This window comes from Anaerovibrio lipolyticus LB2005, from assembly GCF_000621545.1.
GTDB lineage: Bacteria > Bacillota > Negativicutes > Selenomonadales > Selenomonadaceae > Anaerovibrio > Anaerovibrio lipolyticus_A.
This window is the reverse complement of sequence record NZ_JHYA01000001.1, coordinates 299,750-321,537: the sequence shown is the minus strand read 5'-3', so window position 1 is coordinate 321,537 and position 21,788 is coordinate 299,750. Positions and strand designations below refer to the sequence as shown.

Annotated in this window: 16 protein-coding genes; 13 read left to right on the top strand and 3 right to left on the bottom strand. The window is 44.3% G+C overall.

From position 1 onward, the window contains the following. Positions 1–10 precede the first annotated feature (10 nt). From T355_RS0101600 to T355_RS0101545, 12 genes are all read left to right on the top strand, one after another. On the top strand, positions 11–799 hold the full coding sequence (locus T355_RS0101600) for an ABC transporter ATP-binding protein (protein WP_027396220.1): 789 nt from the start codon (positions 11–13) through the stop codon (positions 797–799). Continuing rightward, a complete protein-coding gene (locus T355_RS0101595) occupies positions 792–1,580 on the top strand; it encodes an ABC transporter ATP-binding protein (RefSeq protein WP_027396219.1) in 789 nt (262 codons plus the stop codon). Before T355_RS0101600 ends, T355_RS0101595 begins: the two co-directional genes overlap by 8 nt. Positions 1,581–1,618: 38 nt before the next feature. Continuing rightward, entirely contained in the window at positions 1,619–2,974 is a 1,356-nt protein-coding gene (locus tag T355_RS0101590; RefSeq protein WP_027396218.1) for an MATE family efflux transporter, read from the top strand. A 198-nt stretch (positions 2,975–3,172) separates the two neighbouring features. After that, positions 3,173–4,609, top strand: a complete 1,437-nt coding sequence (locus T355_RS0101585; RefSeq protein WP_027396217.1) for a carbon starvation protein A — start codon at positions 3,173–3,175, stop codon at positions 4,607–4,609. A gap of 165 nt (positions 4,610–4,774) precedes the next feature. Continuing rightward, entirely contained in the window at positions 4,775–5,914 is a 1,140-nt protein-coding gene (locus T355_RS0101580; protein ID WP_027396216.1) for a CobW family GTP-binding protein, read from the top strand. Between the two features lie 24 nt (positions 5,915–5,938). Beyond that, positions 5,939–6,904: a GTP-binding protein gene (locus T355_RS13170; RefSeq protein WP_051555306.1), complete on the top strand. Its 966-nt coding sequence runs from the start codon at positions 5,939–5,941 to the stop codon at positions 6,902–6,904. Positions 6,905–6,922: 18 nt separating this feature from the next. Next, positions 6,923–7,603, top strand: coding sequence for a hypothetical protein (locus tag T355_RS0101570; RefSeq protein ID WP_027396215.1), 681 nt, complete (start codon positions 6,923–6,925; stop codon positions 7,601–7,603). A gap of 182 nt (positions 7,604–7,785) precedes the next feature. Further along, complete coding sequence (locus tag T355_RS0101565) at positions 7,786–10,647, top strand: ATP-binding protein (protein ID WP_027396214.1); 2,862 nt, start codon at positions 7,786–7,788, stop codon at positions 10,645–10,647. 65 nt (positions 10,648–10,712) lie between these two features. Next, a complete protein-coding gene (locus T355_RS0101560) occupies positions 10,713–11,402 on the top strand; it encodes a DUF554 domain-containing protein (protein WP_027396213.1) in 690 nt (229 codons plus the stop codon). Between the two features lie 90 nt (positions 11,403–11,492). After that, entirely contained in the window at positions 11,493–12,494 is a 1,002-nt protein-coding gene (locus tag T355_RS0101555; RefSeq protein WP_027396212.1) for a nucleoid-associated protein, read from the top strand. 14 nt (positions 12,495–12,508) lie between these two features. Then, positions 12,509–14,317, top strand: a complete 1,809-nt coding sequence (gene hflX / locus T355_RS0101550) for a GTPase HflX (RefSeq protein WP_027396211.1) — start codon at positions 12,509–12,511, stop codon at positions 14,315–14,317. A 21-nt stretch (positions 14,318–14,338) separates the two neighbouring features. Next, positions 14,339–15,583 (top strand): aminotransferase class I/II-fold pyridoxal phosphate-dependent enzyme, encoded by a 1,245-nt coding sequence (locus T355_RS0101545; protein ID WP_027396210.1) that lies wholly within the window; start codon positions 14,339–14,341, stop codon positions 15,581–15,583. A 143-nt stretch (positions 15,584–15,726) separates the two neighbouring features. Here T355_RS0101545 and lexA read toward each other — a convergent pair whose 3' ends face one another. Further along, positions 15,727–16,341, bottom strand: coding sequence for a transcriptional repressor LexA (gene lexA / locus T355_RS0101540; RefSeq protein ID WP_027396209.1), 615 nt, complete (start codon positions 16,339–16,341; stop codon positions 15,727–15,729). Between the two features lie 211 nt (positions 16,342–16,552). Between lexA and T355_RS0101535 the strand changes: the two genes are divergently transcribed. After that, positions 16,553–18,313: a GGDEF domain-containing protein gene (locus tag T355_RS0101535; RefSeq protein ID WP_027396208.1), complete on the top strand. Its 1,761-nt coding sequence runs from the start codon at positions 16,553–16,555 to the stop codon at positions 18,311–18,313. Between the two features lie 98 nt (positions 18,314–18,411). Here the strand turns inward: T355_RS0101535 and T355_RS0101530 are convergent, their stop codons facing one another. Both T355_RS0101530 and T355_RS0101525 read right to left on the bottom strand, forming a co-directional pair. Continuing rightward, complete coding sequence (locus T355_RS0101530) at positions 18,412–19,710, bottom strand: aspartate aminotransferase family protein (RefSeq protein WP_037329624.1); 1,299 nt, start codon at positions 19,708–19,710, stop codon at positions 18,412–18,414. Positions 19,711–19,802: 92 nt separating this feature from the next. Then, entirely contained in the window at positions 19,803–21,752 is a 1,950-nt protein-coding gene (locus tag T355_RS0101525) for a peptidase U32 family protein (protein WP_027396206.1), read from the bottom strand. Positions 21,753–21,788: the final 36 nt, after the last annotated feature.

Below are 21,788 nucleotides of genomic sequence, written 5' to 3'. Positions count from 1 at the left end.
GGAGCAATCCATGTTACTAGAAATAAATGACCTGGATATCACCTATGGAGACAATACTCCGACAGTAGAAAATGTAAAATTATCTTTAAATGAAGGTGAAATTCTGACTATTGTTGGTGAATCCGGCAGCGGTAAAACAACAGTTATCCGTTCAATCCTGGGGCTGCTATCTGGAGACGGCCATGTGAGCAAGGGAACCCTCAACTTTAAGGGAAGGGATTTAAAGGCCCTTTCCCTTAAGGAGTGGCGTGAACTGCGAGGCAAGGATATTTCCATGATTTTCCAGGATTCAGGCAATATGCTGAACCCCGTTCAAACTATAGGTCATCAGTTTAGAGAGTATATTCAGCTTCATAGTGATATGAGCGATTCGGAAGCAGATGCCAAGGCCGTTGAGATACTCAAGCGGATGCATCTTCCCAATGCTGAAAATATACTTTCCTCCTATGCCTTCGAGCTTTCTGGTGGTATGCGCCAGAGGGTAGGTATTGCTATGGCAATAACTTTTCATCCCCAGCTTTTGCTGGCGGATGAGCCTACCTCGGCTCTTGATGTAACCACACAGGCCCAGATAGTAAAGGAACTGATGCAGGTGGTAAAGGAGTCTGGTACTGCTATGATTATGGTGACCCATAATCTCGGTGTGGCATCCTATATGTCGGACAAACTCATGGTTATGGCCGGCGGACGGGTGCTGGAATACGGCAACGCCAAGGATATCCTTACCAATCCACAGAGCGATTATACGAAAACTTTGCTGGCTTCAGTGCCAACGATTGGAGGCAAGCGTTATGTCTGAGCAGAATAATACTAATGATTGTCTCATGAGCATTGAACATATTACCAAGGAGTTTAAGCTGTCTGATGGTAATGTACTGCGGGCCTGCAATGATATCTGTATTGATATTCCCAAGGGGAAGACAACAGCTATTGTAGGTGAGTCAGGGTGTGGAAAGTCCACGCTGGTTAAGACCATAATGGGCATCCATGAACCTACCTCCGGCCGTGTAATGTTCCATGGCCAGGATATTACTAAACTGAGCAATAAGGAAAAACGCCAGAATTATCGTCATATTCAAATGGTTTTTCAGGATCCGGCTACAGCCTTTAATCCGAAAATGAAGGTTAAGGACCTTATATGTGAACCCCTCAGAAGCTTTGGTATTATCAGTAAGGGGGAAGTGGAGGAACGGGCTAAGGAGCTGTTACGTCAGGTGGATTTGCCTGTGGAGTTTGTAAACCGTTATCCACATAGTATGAGTGGTGGCCAGCGTCAGCGTGTGGCCATTGCCCGTGCTTTGGCTTTGGAGCCTGAGGTAATTGTTTGTGACGAGGCGACCAGTGCCTTGGATGTGTCTGTTCAGGACAGTATCATTAAGCTACTTGTAAAATTGCAGCAGGAAAAGGGTATTACCTATATTTTCATCTGCCATGATTTGGCCCTGGTTAGTCTGTTTAGCCATAAGGTAGTAGTTATGCAAAAGGGAACAGTAATGGAGCAGTTGGACGGAGATAAATTGGCTGAGTCAACTCATCCATATACCCGGGATTTGTTGAATGCTGTTTTCTCTGTTCACTGATTCCAATAAGCTAGTGTAAGTTTTTCAGCGAGTTTTATATGCTTCAAAGATATTTTTCATCCTCAATGGATCGTAAATACCTTAAGATATCACTGCCAGCGGCTATGGAGGGGGTATTTATGATACTCCTGAGCAATGTGGACCTGATTATGGTCGGCGTGCTGGGAGCATCAGCCATTGCCGCTGTCAGTATATTTACTCAGCCCCGAATGATGCTGCTTACTGTGGCCAGATCACTGGCTGCGGCAGTTACTTTACTGACGGCAGAATATTTTGGTGGCGGAAGATTGCTGCGGGCAGGGCGTGTATTGCGCCAGTCCCTGTTTTTAGGGGCAATTATTATGTTGGTGCTCCACATAATATTTTTTGCCTATCTTCCCCAACTGCTATTGTGGATGGGGGCAGAGCAGCATTATTTGCAGCTGGCCCTGGATTACGCCTGGATAGCATTGGGGGCAGTTTATCTGACCTCTATCACAGCTGTTTTACAGGCAATTCAGCTGGGCTTTGGAGAAACCTCCATTGTACTGAAAACAAATCTTCAGGGGAATATCATAAATGTTATAGTTAATGCCCTGTTGATTTTTGGACTGGGTCCTTTCCCTGCCATGGGAGTCAGGGGGGCGGCCATAGGTACCTTGGTGGGAACTGTCTATACTCTGAGTTATACTGTCTGGATGCTGTGGAAGGCGGGAATACTAAAGAGTGGTGGATTTATTCCCGACAGAATATACTTCAAGTACTTTATGCCGTTATTTGGCAGCGTTTTTTCCGAGCAGGGCTTTGAACGTATAGGTATGGTAATCTATACCCGTATGGTGGCAGAGCTGGGAATGATTCCTTACGCTATTCATGCTATATGCATGAACTTCTGCGATTTTTATTATTGCTTTGCAGGAGGGCTGGGCAAGGGTAGCACGGTTATGGCTGGCCATGCCAAGGGGCGCAAGGATATGGCTGAATGGAAAAGCTCTTTGTCAGTAAGCATTAAATGGAGTGCCATCTTTTCAATGGTGTCCTTTGTGCTGACAGCATTTTTCCGGGAAGAAATATTCTCACTATATACAAATGATGTATCCTTGCTTCCATTGGGGAGCATTGTAATGCTTATAGTGGCTTTGGTGAGCTTTCCTGAAGCTCAGCAGATGGTGTGTGCCGGTATTCTGCGGGGTACTGGCAAATCAGCACATGTGGCCATATACTCATTTGTAAGTATCACGGTGTTGCGACCAATAATCACTGCTTTTTTTCTGTATTACCTGGATATGGGACTGGTAGGTGCCTGGATAGCTTTGGCCTTGGATCAGTCAACCCGGGCAATATGTGCCAGCTTCCTCTTATGGCGGTTGCAGAAAAGGGAAAAGTGGTATTTGCAAACAGTTGAGGAAACATAATAAATTCCATATAAAATTTGGACTGCTTCGGCAGTCCTTTTTATTTTAATAAATAGATTTTTCACGTTTGATAAAAAGAATTGTTACATTTTTTTCAAAAAAAGATTTAAATATTCTGAATTTTGTGCCATAATTAACTTGTACCTGTAAAATACAAAGAGCAGGTGGAGAAGTAATAGGGAAAGAGAGGGAGAGTATATGGTTACTTTTTTGTGTGCGCTGGCTGCACTGATTTTGGGATATGTCGTTTACGGCAAGATAGTGGACAACATATTTGGTCCTACTGATAATCCCACTCCGGCAACAGTTCACAATGATGGCGTGGATTATATTCCTTTGCCTACCTGGAAGGTTTTCATGATTCAGCTGTTAAATATTGCTGGTCTTGGTCCAATATTTGGCGCCTTGGGGGGCGCTCTTTGGGGACCTTCCGTGTACTTTTGGATAGTATTAGGTACTATCTTTGCAGGTGGTGTTCATGACTATCTGTCAGGAATGATCTCCTTGCGTGAGGATGGTAAGAGTATTTCCGAGGTAGTAGGACATCACATGGGAGGCACAATGCTGTTCATTATGCGTGTGTTCTCCGTTGTCCTTTTGGTATTGGTTGGTACTGTATTTATGACAGGACCTGCAGGCCTCTTGGCCAAACTGACAGGTGTAGCGGTAACGGTTGTGTTGCCATGTGTATTGTTGTACTATTTCCTGGCTACTTTGTTGCCAATTGATACTTTGATTGCACGTTTCTATCCACTGTTTGGTGCCTGCCTTATTATCATGGCACTGGGCATTATGGCTGGTATGCTCATGGGGGTTGGCGGTCATACCATGCCGGAAATGCAGCTGGCAAATCTGCATCCACAGGGTGATGCAATGCCTATTTGGCCATTGATGTTCATTACAGTGGCTTGCGGAGCTATTTCCGGTTTCCATTCTACCCAGTCACCAATTATGTCCCGTTGCCTTACCACTGAGCGCCTTGGTCGCCCTGTATTTTATGGAGCCATGGTGTCTGAGGGTATTATTGCCTTGATTTGGGCTGCAGCTGGTGTAACCTTCTATGATAGCACTGGTGGCTTGGCCGCAGCCATGAAGGCTGGCGGTGCTGGTACCGTGGTATATGATATTTGCGTTGGCTTTATGGGCGGCGACGGCAGTATGACTGGTTACATAGGTGCAACCCTGGCTATGCTGGGTGTAATTGCTTGCCCGATTACTTCTGGTGATACCGCATTCCGTAGTGCCCGTCTTACTTTGGCTGACTGGTTTGGTGTTTCCCAGTCCAAGGCTGTAAAGCGTTTGCTCTTTGCAGTTCCACTTTTGGCAGTGGGTGGTGTTTTGTCCCAGATGAACTTTGATATTATCTGGAGATACTTCTCCTGGACTAACCAGACTTTGGCCATGATTGTTCTGTGGACCGGTGCAACCTATCTGTACAGAATGAAAAAGGGCAGCAATGCCTGGTTAATGGCAGCTATACCAGCTACTTTTATGTCGGCTGTAACCTGTACCTATATACTACAGGCCAAGGAAGGCTTACAGCTGGGAACTGAAATCAGCTATCCTGTTGGTATTGCCTTTGCTGTTGTATGCGTTATTTTGTTTACCACAAAGGTCCTTCGTGCCAAGGAGTAAACATTGAATAATACATGACGAAAACAATAAAGGGGTCAGCAATTGCTGACTCCTTTTTGATTTCATGGAAAAAAAAGAGCAAATGATGTATAATATTACAGGTTGTTTTTGCGGTGACGTGAAGACTTCCTTTAGTTTTGTATCATACAATGGAGGTTTTGCAGAATGACTAAAATTAATATATTCTCCGGCTTTTTAGGTGCCGGTAAGACAACTTTGATTCAGAAGCTCATCAATGAGGGCTTTAACGATAAGATTTGCCTTATTGAAAATGAGTTCGGTGAGATTGCTATTGATGGCGGCTTCATGAAGGAAGCAGGCGTTCAGGTCAAGGAGATCAACTCTGGCTGTATCTGCTGTTCCTTGGTAGGTGACTTTGAGGAGTCCTTAAAGCAGGTTATGGAAACCTATAATCCTGACCGGATTATCATTGAGCCATCTGGTGTAGGCAAGCTGTCTGATGTAAAGATTGCTGTTTCCAAGGTCTGCAATGATGACGTGGTAATTGAGGGCAGCATTGCAGTGGTTCATGCCAAGAAATGCAAGATGTATGCCAGAAATTATGGTGAGTTCTTCATTGATCAGATTGCTCACGCTGACTGCATTGTTCTCAGCCGCAGCCAGGATGTAAATGAGAAGAAGCTCCAGGAAACCATTGATATTATCCGTGAGCATAATCCAAAGGCTCCTATCGTAACAACTCCTTGGGATAAAATTTCCGGCGAGCAGATTTTGGATGCCCTGCATCACAGTGAATTATTGAATGTGGATGAGGTGGCTGAGGAGCATCATCATCACCACCATCACGACCACGAGTGTGATGATCCTGAATGTGGGTGTCATGAGCATGAACATCATGATCACGATCACAATCATCATCATGACCATGAGCATCACCACCATGATGAGCATGAACATCATCACGACCATGACCATGAATGTGATGACCCTAATTGTGGCTGTCACGACCATGACCATGAGCACCATCATCATGATCACGATCATCACCATCATCACCATGCAGATGATGTATTTGGCAGCTGGGGGCAGGAAACCACCAAGAAATTCACCATCGATGAGCTTAAGGATATTTTGGCAGAGCTGGTTAATGCTGACGAGTATGGTGTTATCCTCAGGGCAAAGGGTATTGTTATGTCCGCCAACGATGGGGAGTGGCTCCATTTCAACTATGTACCGGGAGAGAGCAGCGTAGTAACCGGTGCGGCTGATTATACCGGCCGTTTCTGCGTTATTGGCAGCAAACTGCAGGAAGGCAGCTTGAAGGAGCTTTTCCTTGGTGAGTAATATATCTTAATTGGGAGATAAATAATGAGCAAAGAAAAACCAAATGTTCCTGTGTATTACTTTATGGGTCTGTTGGAAAGTGGAAAGACCAGTGTAATCAAGGACTTTTTACAGAATAATCAGTTCGCCAAAGCCGAGTGTAACCTAATTATCTTAGGTGAGGAAGGCGAGGAAGAAATTGACGAGGAGCTTCTACAGGAAAGTCATTCCAAGATTATTGTGGTAGAGGATGTGGAGGAGCTTTCCACTGAGTTTTATCAGGAGCTTCAGAAAAAATACAATCCCTCCAGCGTCTTAATTGAGGCCAATGGTATGTGGAATGCGGGAGATTATATGAACATTCCCCTTCCGGAGGAATGGTTTGATTTCCAGAATATCGGCATGGTTAATGCAGAGACCTTCGAGGTTTACCAAAAGAATATGAAGGATCGCTTTGTGGATTTGTTCCGTTATTGCGAGCTGATTATATTCAACCGTTGTGACCACGAAACCCGTCAGCAGGACATTCGTCGTAATGTCCGGGTGGTAAATCGCCGTGCACAGGTTATTTTTGAATCTGATCTGGAGGATTTTGTGGAGGAGGAGCCAGAGCTGCCATTTTCCATTGACAAGGATGAGATTGAACTGGAGCTGGATGACTATGGCGCTTGGTTTGTAGATATGCAGGACCACCCTGATCACTATGACAAGAAGCGTATCATTTTTGACGGCTATCTCTGTTCTGCCCAAAAGGATGGGGTCATTCATTATGGTGTAGGTCGTGTAGGTATGGCCTGCTGTGCCGATGATATGATGTTTTTGGGAATATCCGGTACCGGTGCGCCCTTCAAACAGCTTAATCATAGAAAGAATGAGCGTAAGTGGGGCAAGGTAACTGGCGTTATACATGTGAAGTATGACAGCAATGGTGAGATTGACACCCTTAAGATGAAGGTGGAGGCCTTCACTGAAGAAAAGAAGCCTGAAGACACTATTGTGTACTTTAATTAAGCTGTAGAGGTTATACTTATGAAGCCTGATGTTTTGGAAAAAATACAGCAGGAAACTGCTGATTGGGCGTATCTTGATGAGCTGCCTAAGGAAATGTATGACCTGGTCTATACTAAACGCTATGAGGAGGTAGGGGATACCTTTGAGCTCTTTTCCTATGTAAATGAGGAGAAGCATCTGGGCCTTGTGGCGTATTATCATCAGGAAACAAAGGAATATAAACTGAAAATTCGACGGGGGCTTACAGAGTTTTGTCTGATGCAGTTTATTACCGCTTCCTTCAGTGAATTTGAGCAGCATCTGAAAAATTACCTGGAATCCGCTGTTCATGATCTGGCTATATATAATCCTGATTCCATAAGCTATGTGACCAAGGCTCTTAATATTACTGAATGGGACTATAAGGATATTTTGCCGGAGGAGCTGGAGGGCTATAAGCTGTTTATTAATCCCACACAAATGGTTCGGGTACTAAATGGCTCCTATATAGTATTTGATTATTCGGATTTTGATATTGAGAGCAACTTCATCATTTATTATAATGAATTCCGCAGTGAATTCTTTGGTGAGGCCCGTATCAAAAATATTCCGGAAATGAATTACACCTTTGACTCCAAAAATCTGGAGGAGCTGGAGGAAAAGTTGAGGGCTCACATGGTGGATCGCTTGCGGGAAATCCGTCAACGAGCCACAAAGTAAATTTATTATTATTTATTAAATCGCATCAATGCTGGATAAAGCGATTTCCTGGAAGTGCTGTCTCCCTGGGAATCGCTTTTTTATATATTTTAATTTGTTGAAAAGAAGGACAAAAAAGGTGCTTTGTCGAAATGTAATGAAGGTAGGTATACCTTTGTGACATTTATATGAGGTGATACTTCATGATAAATATGTTAAATAAAAAATTCATAAGGCTGTTTGCCGCTGTAATTAGCTTTTTTTACCTTTTTGTTATTGGTCTTCCATTGACAGCTTATTCCGCCGGGAATATGCATACAAAGGTAGTGAAGGTAGGCTGGTACGATAGCTATGGATTCCAGGAAACGGATAGTGATGGGGTAAGAAGTGGCTATTGTTATGAGTACCTCTTCAGAGTGGCTAATTATACCAACTGGGACTATGAATTTGTCGATGGCGAATGGCCGGAGCTTATTGAAAAGCTGCAAAATGGCGAAATAGACCTGATGGCTGGTGTATCTGTTACCGAAGAACGCAAAAAGTCTATGCTGTTTCCAGACTATCCTATGGGTACAGATAATTATTGGGTTTTTCAGCATGACAGTAGCCAAACCATGAACGCCTATGATTTTTCCACTATGAATGGTAAAAAAATAGGTGGTATCAAGAATAATCGAATGACTTATTTTTTGGAGCTGTGGGCGGCGAGGAATCATGTCGATTTAGATATTATTTATTATGATGGCTTTAATGAAAGGGATAAGGATTTTGCAGCCGGTCTTCTTGATGGCGTGGTAGCAACAGATAATAATATTAAGGTGGATGCCGGTTATGCACCAGTGGTTAAGGTGGGGCAGGAACCGTTCTATTTGGCTGTCAATAAAAATAAACCGGATTTGCTGTATGAGCTGAATTATGCTCTGACTGATATTGACAGGGCTGATCCATTCTTTATAAAGAAATTGCAGCTTAATAATTATGGCGCTACCCTGATTAATAGTACCCTTTCCGATGAGGAGAGCAAGTGGCTCAGTAATCATAAGCTATGGCGGGTGGGTTATTTTAAGGACTATATGCCGTTTTGTGGGCAGGAAAGCGATGGTTCCCCGACCGGTGTAATCACAGACGTATTTAATATGATATTGAAAAATCTCAATATTGAAGATAAGGTAACCATAGAGTATGTGGCGTACGATTCCCTAGGGGATATGATGCAGGGCTTTGCCCGCAATGAGATTGATATGTCCTTCCCCGCCTTTGGAGATGTGCGTTACAGCGAGGATAATCAATTCAGCTATACCTCAGAAATCCTGAGCGTTCCTATGAATGTGGCGTACAGAGGGGAATATTCGGATAAAACCTTCGCCACGATTGGCTTGTACCATAATCCAATAAAAAAGGTCTTGAAGCCATATAAGGATAGTGAAATTAAGCATTATGACAGTGTGGAACAGTGTTTTGATGCCATACTGTCCGGGGATGCTACCTGTACGATTATGTCCTCATTGTTCCTGCAGGACCGGCTGAATGATTACAAGTATCACAATATAAAAACAATGCCTTTAGGCACCAGCCTGTCCTACTGTATCTGTGTGCCAAGAAATCATTCGGAGCTGTTTTCAATACTTAACAGAGGAATTGCTCTGATTGATAAATCTGTGGTTTCTGATTATGTATTTAAGTATATACAGTCCAATACCAAGTATACATTTGAGGATTTTATAAGGGATAATAGTGTTATATTCATATTTAGTGGTGGCTTGATTTTCATTCTGGTTTTGTGCGGATTGTACGCATACCTTACTGGACTGAAGCGGGCCAAGGCGGAAGTGGATATACAGCTTAAACGTAATGAGGAGCTGGTAAAGACTGAGAAAAAACAGCATCGTGATTTGGAAAGGGCTTTGGAAAAGGCAGAAAGGGCCAGCAAGGCAAAATCAGAATTCCTTTCCCGTATGTCCCACGATATACGGACGCCTTTAAATGGTATTATTGGTCTTATGGAAATTGCTGATCGCCATCCTGATGATGTGGAGCTGTTAATTGCCAACAGAGTTAAGGCCAAGGTAGCGGCCAACCATTTGTTGAGCCTCATTAACGATGTCCTTGATATGAGCAAGCTGGAAAGTGACAATGTTGAATTGGCTGAAGATCCATTCAATATTGAAGAGCTTATGTCAGAAGTAATCGCTATTTGCAGTATAAGAGCACGAGAGAATGGAATTACCATCAAGTATAATGACAATGGCGGCATGAAATATCCTGATGTTATTGGAAGTCCATTGCATTTCAAGCAAATAATGATGAATTTAATAAATAATGCCATCAAGTATAATAAACCTAACGGCAGCATTGATATTTCTGCTCAGCTTGGCTTTGAGGATGAGGATACGGTGACCTATGATATTTTTGTAGAGGATACCGGTATTGGCATAAGCGAGGAGTTTTTGCGTCACATCTTTGAGCCATTTACCCAGGAAAAGGACGATGCCCGCAGCCGTTATCAGGGTACTGGTATGGGTATGGCCATTGTTAAGGCTTTGGTGGATAAGATGCAGGGCAAGATTGTGGTGGACAGCCTGGTGGGACATGGTACTACCTTTGGAGTGACCTTGCCATTTAAGATTAACCATCATGTTTCAGAAGAACATGAGGAGACAGAGAAATCCGACAAGTCCGTTGAGGGGATGCGGATTCTGGTGGTAGAAGACAATGAGCTGAATATGGAAATTGTCACCATGATATTGGAGGATGCAGGAGCCATATTGACTAAGGCAGGAAATGGTCGGGAGGCCTATGACATTTTCATGGAAAAGCCATCTGGTACCTTTGATGCCATTTTGATGGATATTATGATGCCGGAGTGGAACGGCTATGAGGCTACTGTGCAGATAAGAAAGGCTGATAAGTCAGATGCCCAGAGTATACCGATTATTGCCATGACGGCCAATACCTTTGCAGAGGATATTCAAAAATCCAAGGAGTCCGGCATGAATGCCCATATAGGTAAGCCTATAAATGTAGAGGTGTTGATGTCCACCTTGGAGAAGTTTAGAAACAATTAACTGTAATATATTTTGTCTAAGTGCTAAAATAGTGGCAGTTGTAAGTTTTTGAGGAGTGATATCTCATTTTTGCTGTTATTGTAAACACTGTTGCCATTATCATTGGTGTTCTTATCGGATTGGTTCTGAGAAAGGGGATTCCTCAGCGGATTTCTGATGCCATTATGGAAGCCCTTGGTCTATGTACTGTGGTTATCGGCATTCAGGGGGCCATTGTGGAAAAAAATATATTATTGTTGATTGTGGCGGTTGTAATAGGTGTATTTATAGGAAAATTATGTGACCTTGATGGCCGGATAAATAGGGCAGCTGCCCGCATTACGGCCCATTTTGCCGGTGCCGGTGAAGCGGCTAGGATGGCCAATGCCTTTGTTACATCCTGCCTGATTATGAATGTTGGGGCCATGGTTATTGTGGGCTCCCTAAATGCTGGGCTGCGAGCCGATTTTGCCATGCTGTACACCAAGTCATTGCTGGATTTTGTATCGGGGATTATGTTTACTGCTACCATGGGAATAGGTGTTATGGGCTCAGCGGCCTTTACCTTTTTCTTTCAGGGCGGTATTGTATTGTTGGCGGAATATATTTCCCCCTTTCTGTCAGATGAGCTTATTGCTGAAATATCATCCACAGGTTGTCTGCTGATTTTGGCTATCGGCCTAAATATGCTTAATTTAACAAAAATAAAGGTGCTGGATTATTTGCCGTCCCTGCTGGTGGCACCTGTACTTTATTGGATTTTTGCCGGCTTTTAAAAGTTGCGTGTAAATTCCCATCGTGATAAAATGATATAGCTATTTTGGTGCTGCTGTGAAATACAGCAGCTTCTTTTTTGAGGTGAAAATATGGTTGTTATTGAAAAGGCTATTCTTCATATTTTAGATGTAAATGAATCCAATGAGGTTTTTTCAGACGACTTGTTGGAAATGAATGAGGCTACAGCGGAGTTTCTCATTAAGCATGTGGAAAAGACCATTTCCAGCCAGGACGCCAAGAAGGGCAGCTTCTATGGCAACAGCGAATTTAAGGTTATGCTTGATGGCTATATTGGCGGGGAAATGGAATTTATAGATTTTTCCCGTCAGGTGGCAGGGGCTCTTTATAAGGTACTGACCACAGCAGAGGCCGTTTCATCCACGGATTTGCTTATATGTGATGCCCGCATTGATGAAACAAGATATTTGGTTATCTTTAAATGCAACAATCATCAGGGCTATGTACATCAGATTAATGTGGATGAAAATGGCAAGGTATCCACTGAATTGGTTAATAATTATGCTATTCTTCCTGGCCTTACCCAGAAAATTGACGAATTCGTTTTTATTAACTGTGAGACCATGGAAATTCTTTCCAAGTCGCGAAAATACAATGTGGATGGCAATAGCATATATCTTATTCCCGAATTGTTTCTGGAATGTGCCCAGACCCCGTCTCCCGCTGAGACCATAAAGGAAATCAACAAGGCAGTGAAGAAGGTCACTGAAGCCTATTGCCAGGATGAGGTAGCAGCAGTTACTGCCGTAAAGAACTTCATTGCTGAAAATATGGAAAAGGATGCTGTACTGGATCCTGTGGCTGTTGGCCGTGAGGTGTTCCAGGATAATCCTTCCATGGCGGCTGACTACAATCACGCTATTGAAACAGCCGGTTTTTCGGAGCCTGTGGAGGTAAATCAGGAGGCTACCCTGAAAAAGATGAAAAAGCATAAGCTCAGCACTGATACAGGGATTGAGATTACTATTCCTACTGATTATTTTGAAAATACAGATTTTGTGGAATTTTTCAAGGAGGAGGACGGTTCCATGTCCATTACCCTGAAAAATATTCAAAACATCATTAACAGATGATTTTAAGGTGATTTATGGTTGTAAATGGTAAGCTGGACAACATAAAATCAGGGGTTATCCAGGAGTTGGAGGCCCTTTATGAATTGGAAATTCCCCAGGGACAGATTATTACCCGGGAGGCAGCGGAAAAAATGCTGGAGCTTACGGGGATTTTGGGCCGTGAGGTGGCAGTGTACATTAACCGCAAGGGAACTGTAGTGCAGGTTTCCATTGGTGATGATGCCACTGTGGAGCTGCCGGATATTAAGCAGAGAAGCGCCATCCGCTTATCTGGTATTCGCTGTGTTCATACCCATCCCAGTGCTGATACAAGACTTTCGGCCCCAGATTTGTCCTCCCTTAGGAGTATGCGATTTGACTGCATGGTGGCCATTGGTCTCAAAAAGGACAATAAAATTTATGGCAGTCTGGCCTTTCTTAACGGTGAGCTGACTGAGGATGGCGGTTATATGGTAAGTGGTACCAAGGAGCTGCCATTGAAGGAGCTGAACAATATTGATTTGGTTCAGCTTATTGTGCTGGTAAATAATGCACTGGGGAAGAATCGCCTTAAGGACACGGAGGAACATACAGAAAAGGCTATTTTGGCTGGTGTAGCCTTCAGCTCCCGCAGGGATGACTGGCAGGTGGAGGACTCTTTGGCGGAGCTTCGTGGCTTAGTGGAAACTGCTGGGGCAGAAATAGTGGGTGAGGTTATCCAGAACAAGGACAAGCCGGATAATGCCTATTTTCTTGGAAAGGGCAAGGTGGAGGAAATCGCCATGCTGGCCCAGAATGTGGAGGCGGACCTGCTGGTGATTGATGACGAAATTTCCCCATCCCAGCAGCGTAATTTAGAGCTAAGCACCGGCCTTCGGGTGGTGGACAGGACAGCTCTGATATTGGATATTTTTGCCCAGCGGGCCCGTTCCAGTGCCGGCAAATTACAGGTTGAGCTGGCTCAGCTGAAGTACAATCTGCCAAGATTAGGCGGCCAGGGACTGGTTATGTCCAGACTGGGCGGCGGTATAGGTACCCGTGGTCCTGGTGAAACCAAGCTGGAAATGGACCGTCGTCGGATACATGGGCGAATCCACGATTTGGAGGAACAGCTTAAGAAGCTGAAAAATCAGCGCAAGCTACATCGTAATCAGCGCAAACAGTCAAGACTGGCTTCTGCGGCCTTGGTGGGATATACAAATGCAGGCAAATCCACTATCCTCAATGCTTTGTCAGATTCTGATGTTTTGGCTGAGGATAAGCTGTTTGCCACCCTTGACCCTACTACCCGTCTGGTGGATCTGGATGAAAAGCTTCAGATTCTTCTTACAGATACTGTAGGCTTTATTCAGAAATTACCTCATACCTTGGTAAGCGCTTTTCAAGCAACTCTTGAGGAAACCACAGAGGCAGATTTGCTGGTCCACGTGGTAGACGCCAGCGACCCTAATTACGAGCTGCAAATAAAGGCCGTTATTAAGGTACTGGATGAAATCGGGGCAAAGGAAAAGCCTGCCATTTTCGTGTTTAACAAGGCTGACAGGCTAATGGAAAAGGGTGGCACTGATTTTGATGCCCAGCGGATGCTGCAGGGCCGTGAAGGTGTTGTTATTTCTGCCAAAAAATCCGAGGACTTGCAAAAGCTGAGGGACAAGCTGGCCTCCTTCTTTAATCAGGGGAAGGTGATTATAAAATTGTGCATTCCATATACTGAAGGAAATGTGATCACCCGTCTCCATGAAGATGGCAATGTTCTTAAAACAGATTATGATGAAAAGGGCACGGTATTGGAGGTTGAGCTTCCTGTAACCGATGCTGAAACATATAAGCAATATGAAATTTAATTTAGGGAGTATTTATATATAATGGCATTTTCTGAGAAATTAATTGAATTAAAAAAGCAGGTGTTGGCTGAAAGTCAGCCTATGTTTGATCGTATTGACTCTATTGCTGAGGCCAATACTTTAAAGGTATTGGATGCTATGCGGGAGTGTCAGGTGGGGGAATCACATTTCAATACTACATCGGGATACGCATATAGTGATGTTGGCCGTATGAAGGCAGACGAGCTGTTTGCCAAGGTGTTTGGGGCAGAAAGGGCTTTGGTTCGTACCCAGTTTGTATCCGGTACCCACACTTTGGCTACTGTACTTTTTGGTATTCTGCGTCCCGGTGATAAGCTGCTGTCCATTACCGGTGCTCCATACGACACTATGCAGACTGTAATCGGCTATGCTTCTGAGAGCAAGGGCTCCCTAAAGGAATTTGGAATAAAATACGATGAGCTTGATATGGTGGATGGCAAGGTAGATATGGCTGGAATTGAGGGTAAGCTGACACCGGATACCAAGATGGTGCTTATCCAGCGCTCACGTGGCTATTCCATGCGTGATCCATTGAGCATTGATGATATTGAGGCTATTTGTGCTGAGGTGCATCGTATTAAGCCTGATTGTGTGTGCTTTGTTGATAACTGCTACGGTGAATTCGTGGATACAAGAGAGCCAGTACAGGTGGGCGCAGATATCATGGCGGGCTCCCTTATCAAGAACCCGGGTGGCGGTATTGCCCTTACCGGCGGTTATATCTGTGGCAAGGACGAGTTGGTGGAGCTGGCTTCCTACAGAATGACTTCCCCAGGTATGGGTGACGAGCTGGGAGCATCTCTGGCAAATAACCGCATGATTTTCCAGGGCTTCTTTATGGCTCCTCATGTGGTGGCTCAGGCTATAAAGGGTGCAGTATTTGCTGCTGGTTTGTTCAGTAAATTGGGATATAAAACTCTGCCATTGCCTACTGATGTGCGTGGAGATATTATTCAGGCTGTACAGCTGGATACTCCTGAAAATCTCATTGCCTTCTGCGGGGGTATTCAGAAGTATTCACCGGTGGATTCCTTTGCCGCTCCTGAGCCATGGGATATGCCAGGCTATGAGGACCAGATTATTATGGCGGCAGGTACCTTCGTACAGGGGGCATCCATAGAGCTTAGTGCTGATGGCCCAATGCGTGCTCCATACAACGTATATATGCAGGGGGGCGTCACCTTCGAGCATGCTGTAATTGGCATTATGGGTGCAGCCCAGGCTATTGAGGACATTGACCGCTGAGGACATATCCAAGAAGTGAAACTGATTGGCAAATACGTCCCATGCGAAAACAAATAATAAATTTAAAAATTAAATTTTAGACATAAAAATAGAGAGCAGCCTCACGGGTTGCTCTCTTTGCATAAAGCGGGTTGAATTTGGATTTACATTTGGCGATAGATGCCGATTACCTTTCCCAAGATGGTTACGTTCTTTTCATAGAAAGGCTCCATGGAGTCATTCTCTGGCTGTAGACGGATGCAATCCTTTTCCTTGAAGAAGCGTTTTACGGTGGCGGCTTCTCCATTTACCAATGCCACCACAATATCACTGTTATTTGCAGTGCTCTGTTGCTTGACCATGATATAGTCGCCATCATATATGCCGGCATTAATCATGCTTTCACCGTCAACCTTCAGCATAAAGGTTTCTGACGTGGTACCCAGGAGGTTCTGTGGGAAAGCAAAGACCTCCTCAATATTTTCCTGCGCCAGAATAGGAGTACCGGCGGTTACTGCACCAACCAACGGAACATTGACAGTACGTTCCCAAGGCTTGTCCTCCAAAAGATCAATTGCACGAGGTTTGGTCGGATCACGGCGAATCAGCCCAGCATCCTCTAATTGATTGAGATATCCGTGTACGGTGGAGGATGATTTAAGTCCAACAGCCTTGCCTATCTCGCGAACAGAAGGCGGATAGCCCTTTGATAAAAGAAATTCCTTGATGTACTTGTAAATTTGGCTCATGCGCTCATCGGCACAGCGTTTACGTCCCATTAGTCACACTCCTTACATAATAGTTCTGTACCTATAGTATATCATATATATGTTCTATTGCAAGTGTTCTGCAAACAAAAGTGCTGATTATTTTATGTTTACATAATAAATGTTTCTCTTTAAATTTTTAAAAATCTTTCCTCGCAGTGAACTAATATCTTATGGTATAATTTTGTCAATGGCACCATTGTCTGATTTTGGGGTGAATTATATGAAGCACATTCCGTATTTATGCGAAGATGTACAGTCATTTTTTAATAAAGTGGATGAATTTTCCAGTCAGCTAGCTGGCATGGGGGAGTATTCCTGTGTGCTGGTTACGATTTATGCCAATATCCATTTAAAGGATAAGGTTCCAGATTTAATTCAAAAGGTACGGGAAGTGTTACCTGAGGCTAAAATCGCCGGTGGAACAGCATCGGCTATGATTACGGCTGGTGTCATTAATTATTATGGCATTTCCTTGACTTTTTCTGTGTTTAAAGAAGGACAGATTGAAGTTTTCCCGGTATTTTGGGATGATGATAAAAGTAAGGAAATCGGTGTGGAAACCTTGGAAAAATTGACCAAGGTGGATAATTTGGCTGCAGTGGAGATGCTCACTGCCGGCTATGCCATTAATACAATGCCTTTCTTCGAGGAAATATCTAAGTTGCCACCAGAGGTAGTATTCTTTGGTGGAGTGGTGGATGATGGTACAACTCCGGCTGGCCAGGGCTTTGTTTTTACTGGTGATGATGTCATCCATAGGGGACATGTAATGGTAGCCTTTAATGGCAAATCCTTAAATGTTCATGTTGGCTATGGTAGTGGCTGGAAGCCATTAGGCAAGACTATGACCGTGACCAGATTGGATAATTATCATACTATTTGTGAAATAGATGATGTGCCTGTCCGGACAATTTATGAGAAATATTTGGGCATTACCAATTGGAATGATGAGTTTTTAAGTGAAGCGGTGGCGTTTCCATTTTCAATTATCAGAAATGGGGCCTTTTTGTCCAGACTGCCAAGACGACTTGATAAGGATGGCAGTGCCAGCTATGGGGCTGATTTCGTTGTAGGTGATATGATTCGCTTGTGCTATGGTGATCCGGCTGTTATTATTCAAGAGGCCCGCAATATCCAGATGGAAATGATCAGATTTAATCCTGAGGGGATATTTGCTGTAAGCTGCTGGGCAAGAAATATTCATCTTCATAAGGATGTTAACCAGGAATTGGAGGCTTGCCGCAAGGGCGTTCCTTCCACGGGGATTTACGCCTCCGGCGAATACATGAGAACCCCAGGGGGAGATATATACCTCAATAACATGTGCCTTTCCATAATCGGATTCAGGGAGGGCGGCCATGAGGTTATATCCAGTAATGATGAATCAATGCAGCCAATCCGCTTGGAGCATCAAAACAGTGTACTGAGCCACATGATGCATTTTGTACAGGCTGTGTCCAACGAGCTGGAGGAAAGCAACAGACGCCTTTATGATATTGCCAAAATCGATTTTCTCACCAATCTTCTCAATCGTGGCGAGCTGGAATCTGAAATGGCGAATTCTTTATACAGATGTCAATTATCGGGAAATTCAGTTTCAATCATGATGCTGGATATAGATAATTTCAAGAGCATTAATGATACCCTGGGCCACGGTACTGGTGATGAGGTCCTTAAGAGTGTGGCTGATCTCATTAAACAGAATATTCGCGCCACGGACAGGGCAGGCCGTTGGGGTGGCGATGAGTTTATAATTGTCTTTAATAATTGTAATGTGGATGTGGCCGCTAATGTGGCCGAGCGTATCAGAAGTAAAATTATGGGCTTGACGTCACAATTTAAGGTGAAGAATGTGACGGTGAGCATCGGTATTACGGCAGCTGCCAAGGATGATACTATTCTATCCCTGTTTCAGCGGGTTGATGCAGCTATGTATAAATCAAAGAATCAGGGCGGCAAGAATTGTGTAACGGTGATTTAAATCAAATAATATCTACGGGCATATTAAAATCCCTGTCAGGGAGGAATGTTAATCCTTCTTGGCAGGGATTTTTGCGTGTTTATTAAATTGATATCAGTTTACTTAATTAGTTTTGTTAAAACATCATCCAGAGCATTTAAGACATTATTGATGTCTTCCTCAGTAACAACCAATGGTGGCTGGAAGGCCATAACGTTTCTCTCAATACCATTCTTGCCGATAATAAAGCCACGGTCCTTCATTTCTTCAAGAACCATATCCAGCTCCTCAGGAGCCGGGCTCTTGTCAGCATGGACAAATTCTGCACCACGCATGAGCCCCAGACCACGGATATCACCAATGATAGGGTGCTTCTTCTGAAGCTCAACCAGACCATCATATAGCTGCTGGCCACGCTCCTGGGCATTCTGCATGAGATTATGCTCCTGAATGTAGTTAATAACGCTAAGACCGGCAATGGAGGATACAGGGTTGCCACCAAGAGTGGAGGCACCTGGCTTGGTGTAGGTATCTGCAATCTTGGCAGATGCAGTGAAGGCAGAAATTGGAGCACCATTACCAAGGGCTTTGGCCATGGTCATAATATCAGGCACCACATCGAAATTTTCAATGGCAAACATCTTGCCAGTACGGGCAAATCCTGTCTGCACCTCGTCAATAATAAGGAGAGCATTGTACTTTTCAAGGATTTCCTTAACACGCTTAAAGTATCCCTTTGGAGGCGTTACAATACCCGCATTTCCCTGAATAGGCTCAGCAATCATGGCCGCTGGATGGCCACTGGTGGAATATTTTATCAAGTCCTCAACAGCATTGGCACAGGCCAAATCACATTCAGGATATTTTTTCCCCAACGGGCAGCGATAACAATAAGCATTTGGAGCAAAGTGAATACCCCCACATGGATGAGGATCAGTACGCCACATCTGAATACCAGTAACACTCATGGTGAGCTTGGTACGGCCATGGAGGCCGTTTCTCAGACTGATAAACTCGTCGTTGCCTGTATAAATGGAAGCCAATAGCATGGCACCTTCATTGGCCTCGGTTCCAGTGGAGCAGAAAAAGGTTTTCTGCAAGTCACCAGGTGTAACCTCGGCCAGCTTTTCAGCCAGATTAACGAAATTTTCAGTGAGATAAATATTGCAGACATGCTGCAGGGACTGGACCTGCTTTACCACATTTTCGAGAATTTCAGGGTTGCAGTGACCGCAGTTCATAACGGATACACCAGCGAACATATCAAGATATTTGCGTCCCTCGCTGTCGTACAAAAACTGCATATCGCCTTTTACAAACTGACGTGGCTCCTTGTAAAAATGAGCCAGACAAGGCATGATGTATTTCTTCTTTTTTTCCAAAATGGCCTCAGGACCAATAGGCTTTTCCAATGACATTATCAATACCTCCTATAAATTAAAAAAATATTTAGGAATTGAAAGCCTTCCCCTATAGGGAAGGTGGGAGCGTAGCGCTCGGATGAGGTCGATTAGAGTGAATCCTGGGACTGGCGGAATCGATATACACCGATACCCAGCTTTCTAGGACCGGACTCCTGCAGCTTCTTGAAGGTTTCTTCATCAAAGGCTGGCTTGCCGGCATCCAGATTATCAAGAGCAGTGCGGTATGCCTTGGTAAGCTCTGCCACCAGCTCTGGCGCATAGTCCTTGGCCTCAATGCGGAAGGCAGCTACGCCGTTGAATTTCTCCAGATATGGGTAGTAGCACAAATCCTTGGTAAAGAGAATATGGTTGCGACCAAACTGGTCCATACGAAGTGGATGAACACCGCCTGCAGTATCCTTTAAGGCATAATGGCGATTTACAAACTCAGGGTTAATCAAATGCTTGTATGGAAGAATCATGGCGGCAAAATTGTGGTCACAGATCATGGACTCGTAGGAGCCGTGAACGATAATCTCAATAGGAAGCTCAGACTGTTCCACAAGATTCTTCACCTGGGCAAAGGAAAGCTCCAGAGAAGCAGTACCCATGGATATGCCGTTCTTCTTCATAAAGCTGGCAGCCTTATGGTTAAAGAGATTGAAGGAAAAGTCCGCCTGTACCGGTAAATTAGTACACTCCTGGGCCAGCTTTAAGGAGCCCAGATTGCTTACCAGCACGCCGGCTGGCTTTAGTTCATTGACTGCCTTAAGATATTGCTCCAGTTCGCCACATTCACGGCGCATGGTGGTGCGTGGGGTACCAATAACGATTTTGGCGTTGTATTTTTTGCCGATTTCAATGGCCTTTGCCACATTTTTAAGTGACCAAGGCTTCTTTGGCTTGTAGGCTTCACCGGATAAATAAACGATGTCAGCACCATTGGAGCAGGCAGCCTCCACGGAAGCAATATCTGCCACCTGTACGGCCAGCTGACGTTTGCCCTTGTTTTCCTTATTAATTGCTGGCTCAGCCTTTAAAATTTCATCCTGGAAACCAGCCTCTTCTACAGCATCACTGAAGAAACGTGGCTCACGGGAGCCATCAAAGCCGATATCGCTGGCATCAGGCTGTCCCAAAGCAAAGGTGGTAGTAAAATCACGGGCCCGGTTCTTGTAAAGGTCCTGCCAGCCCTCTTCATCCACCTGATATCCATAAGGGTCCTCAATATAGGCATCAATAGCCTTTCTGTAGGTGGCCACAATGCGGCGTACAAAATCAGCTGGGCGCATACGACCTTCAATTTTAAAGGAGAATACACCAGCCTGGATGAGCTCAGGGATGTTTCTGTACATACACATATCCTTGAGAGCTAGCTTGTAGTCGTGCTGGTCGTCCTTATCAAGAATTTCCCCGGTTTCCTCGTCAATGAGCTTGTATGCCCAACGACAAGGCTTCAGGCAACGGCCACGGTTGCCACTCTGTCCAAAGAGCACTCCGGAATGGATGCACTGACCGCTTTCAGCGATACACATATCACCATGCATGAAATACTCGATTTCCAGCCCTGTTCTTTCTTTGAAAAGGGACATTTCGGAAAGGGTCATTTCACGGCCCACAACGATTCTGGTAATGCCATATTCCTTCAGCTTTTTGATGGCGTGCTCGTTATGGGTATTCATCATTACTGAGGTATGGAACGGAATGGTGATGCCCATTTCCTTGGCAATTTCCAGCACGGCAAAATCCTGCACCAAAATTGCATCCGGGCGGATTTCATTCAGATAAGCAAGATACTGCTTTAAAGGCTCAATTTCATCATCACTGATAAGGTTGTTAAGAGTGATATAGAGACAAACACCATGGGCATGGGTATATTCAATAGCCTTCTTCAGCATCTCATCGTCAAAGTTTGTTTCCTTATTGCGGTGCATACGCATGTTGAAATGCTTGCCACCGAGATAAACAGCATCGGCACCAGCTTCCACGGCTGCCACCAGGGCATCCCAGTTGCCGGCCGGGGCCAAAAGTTCCACTGATTTACGGTTTAAAATCATCTTGTGCTCTCCTTTATATAAATAACCTTTTTATAT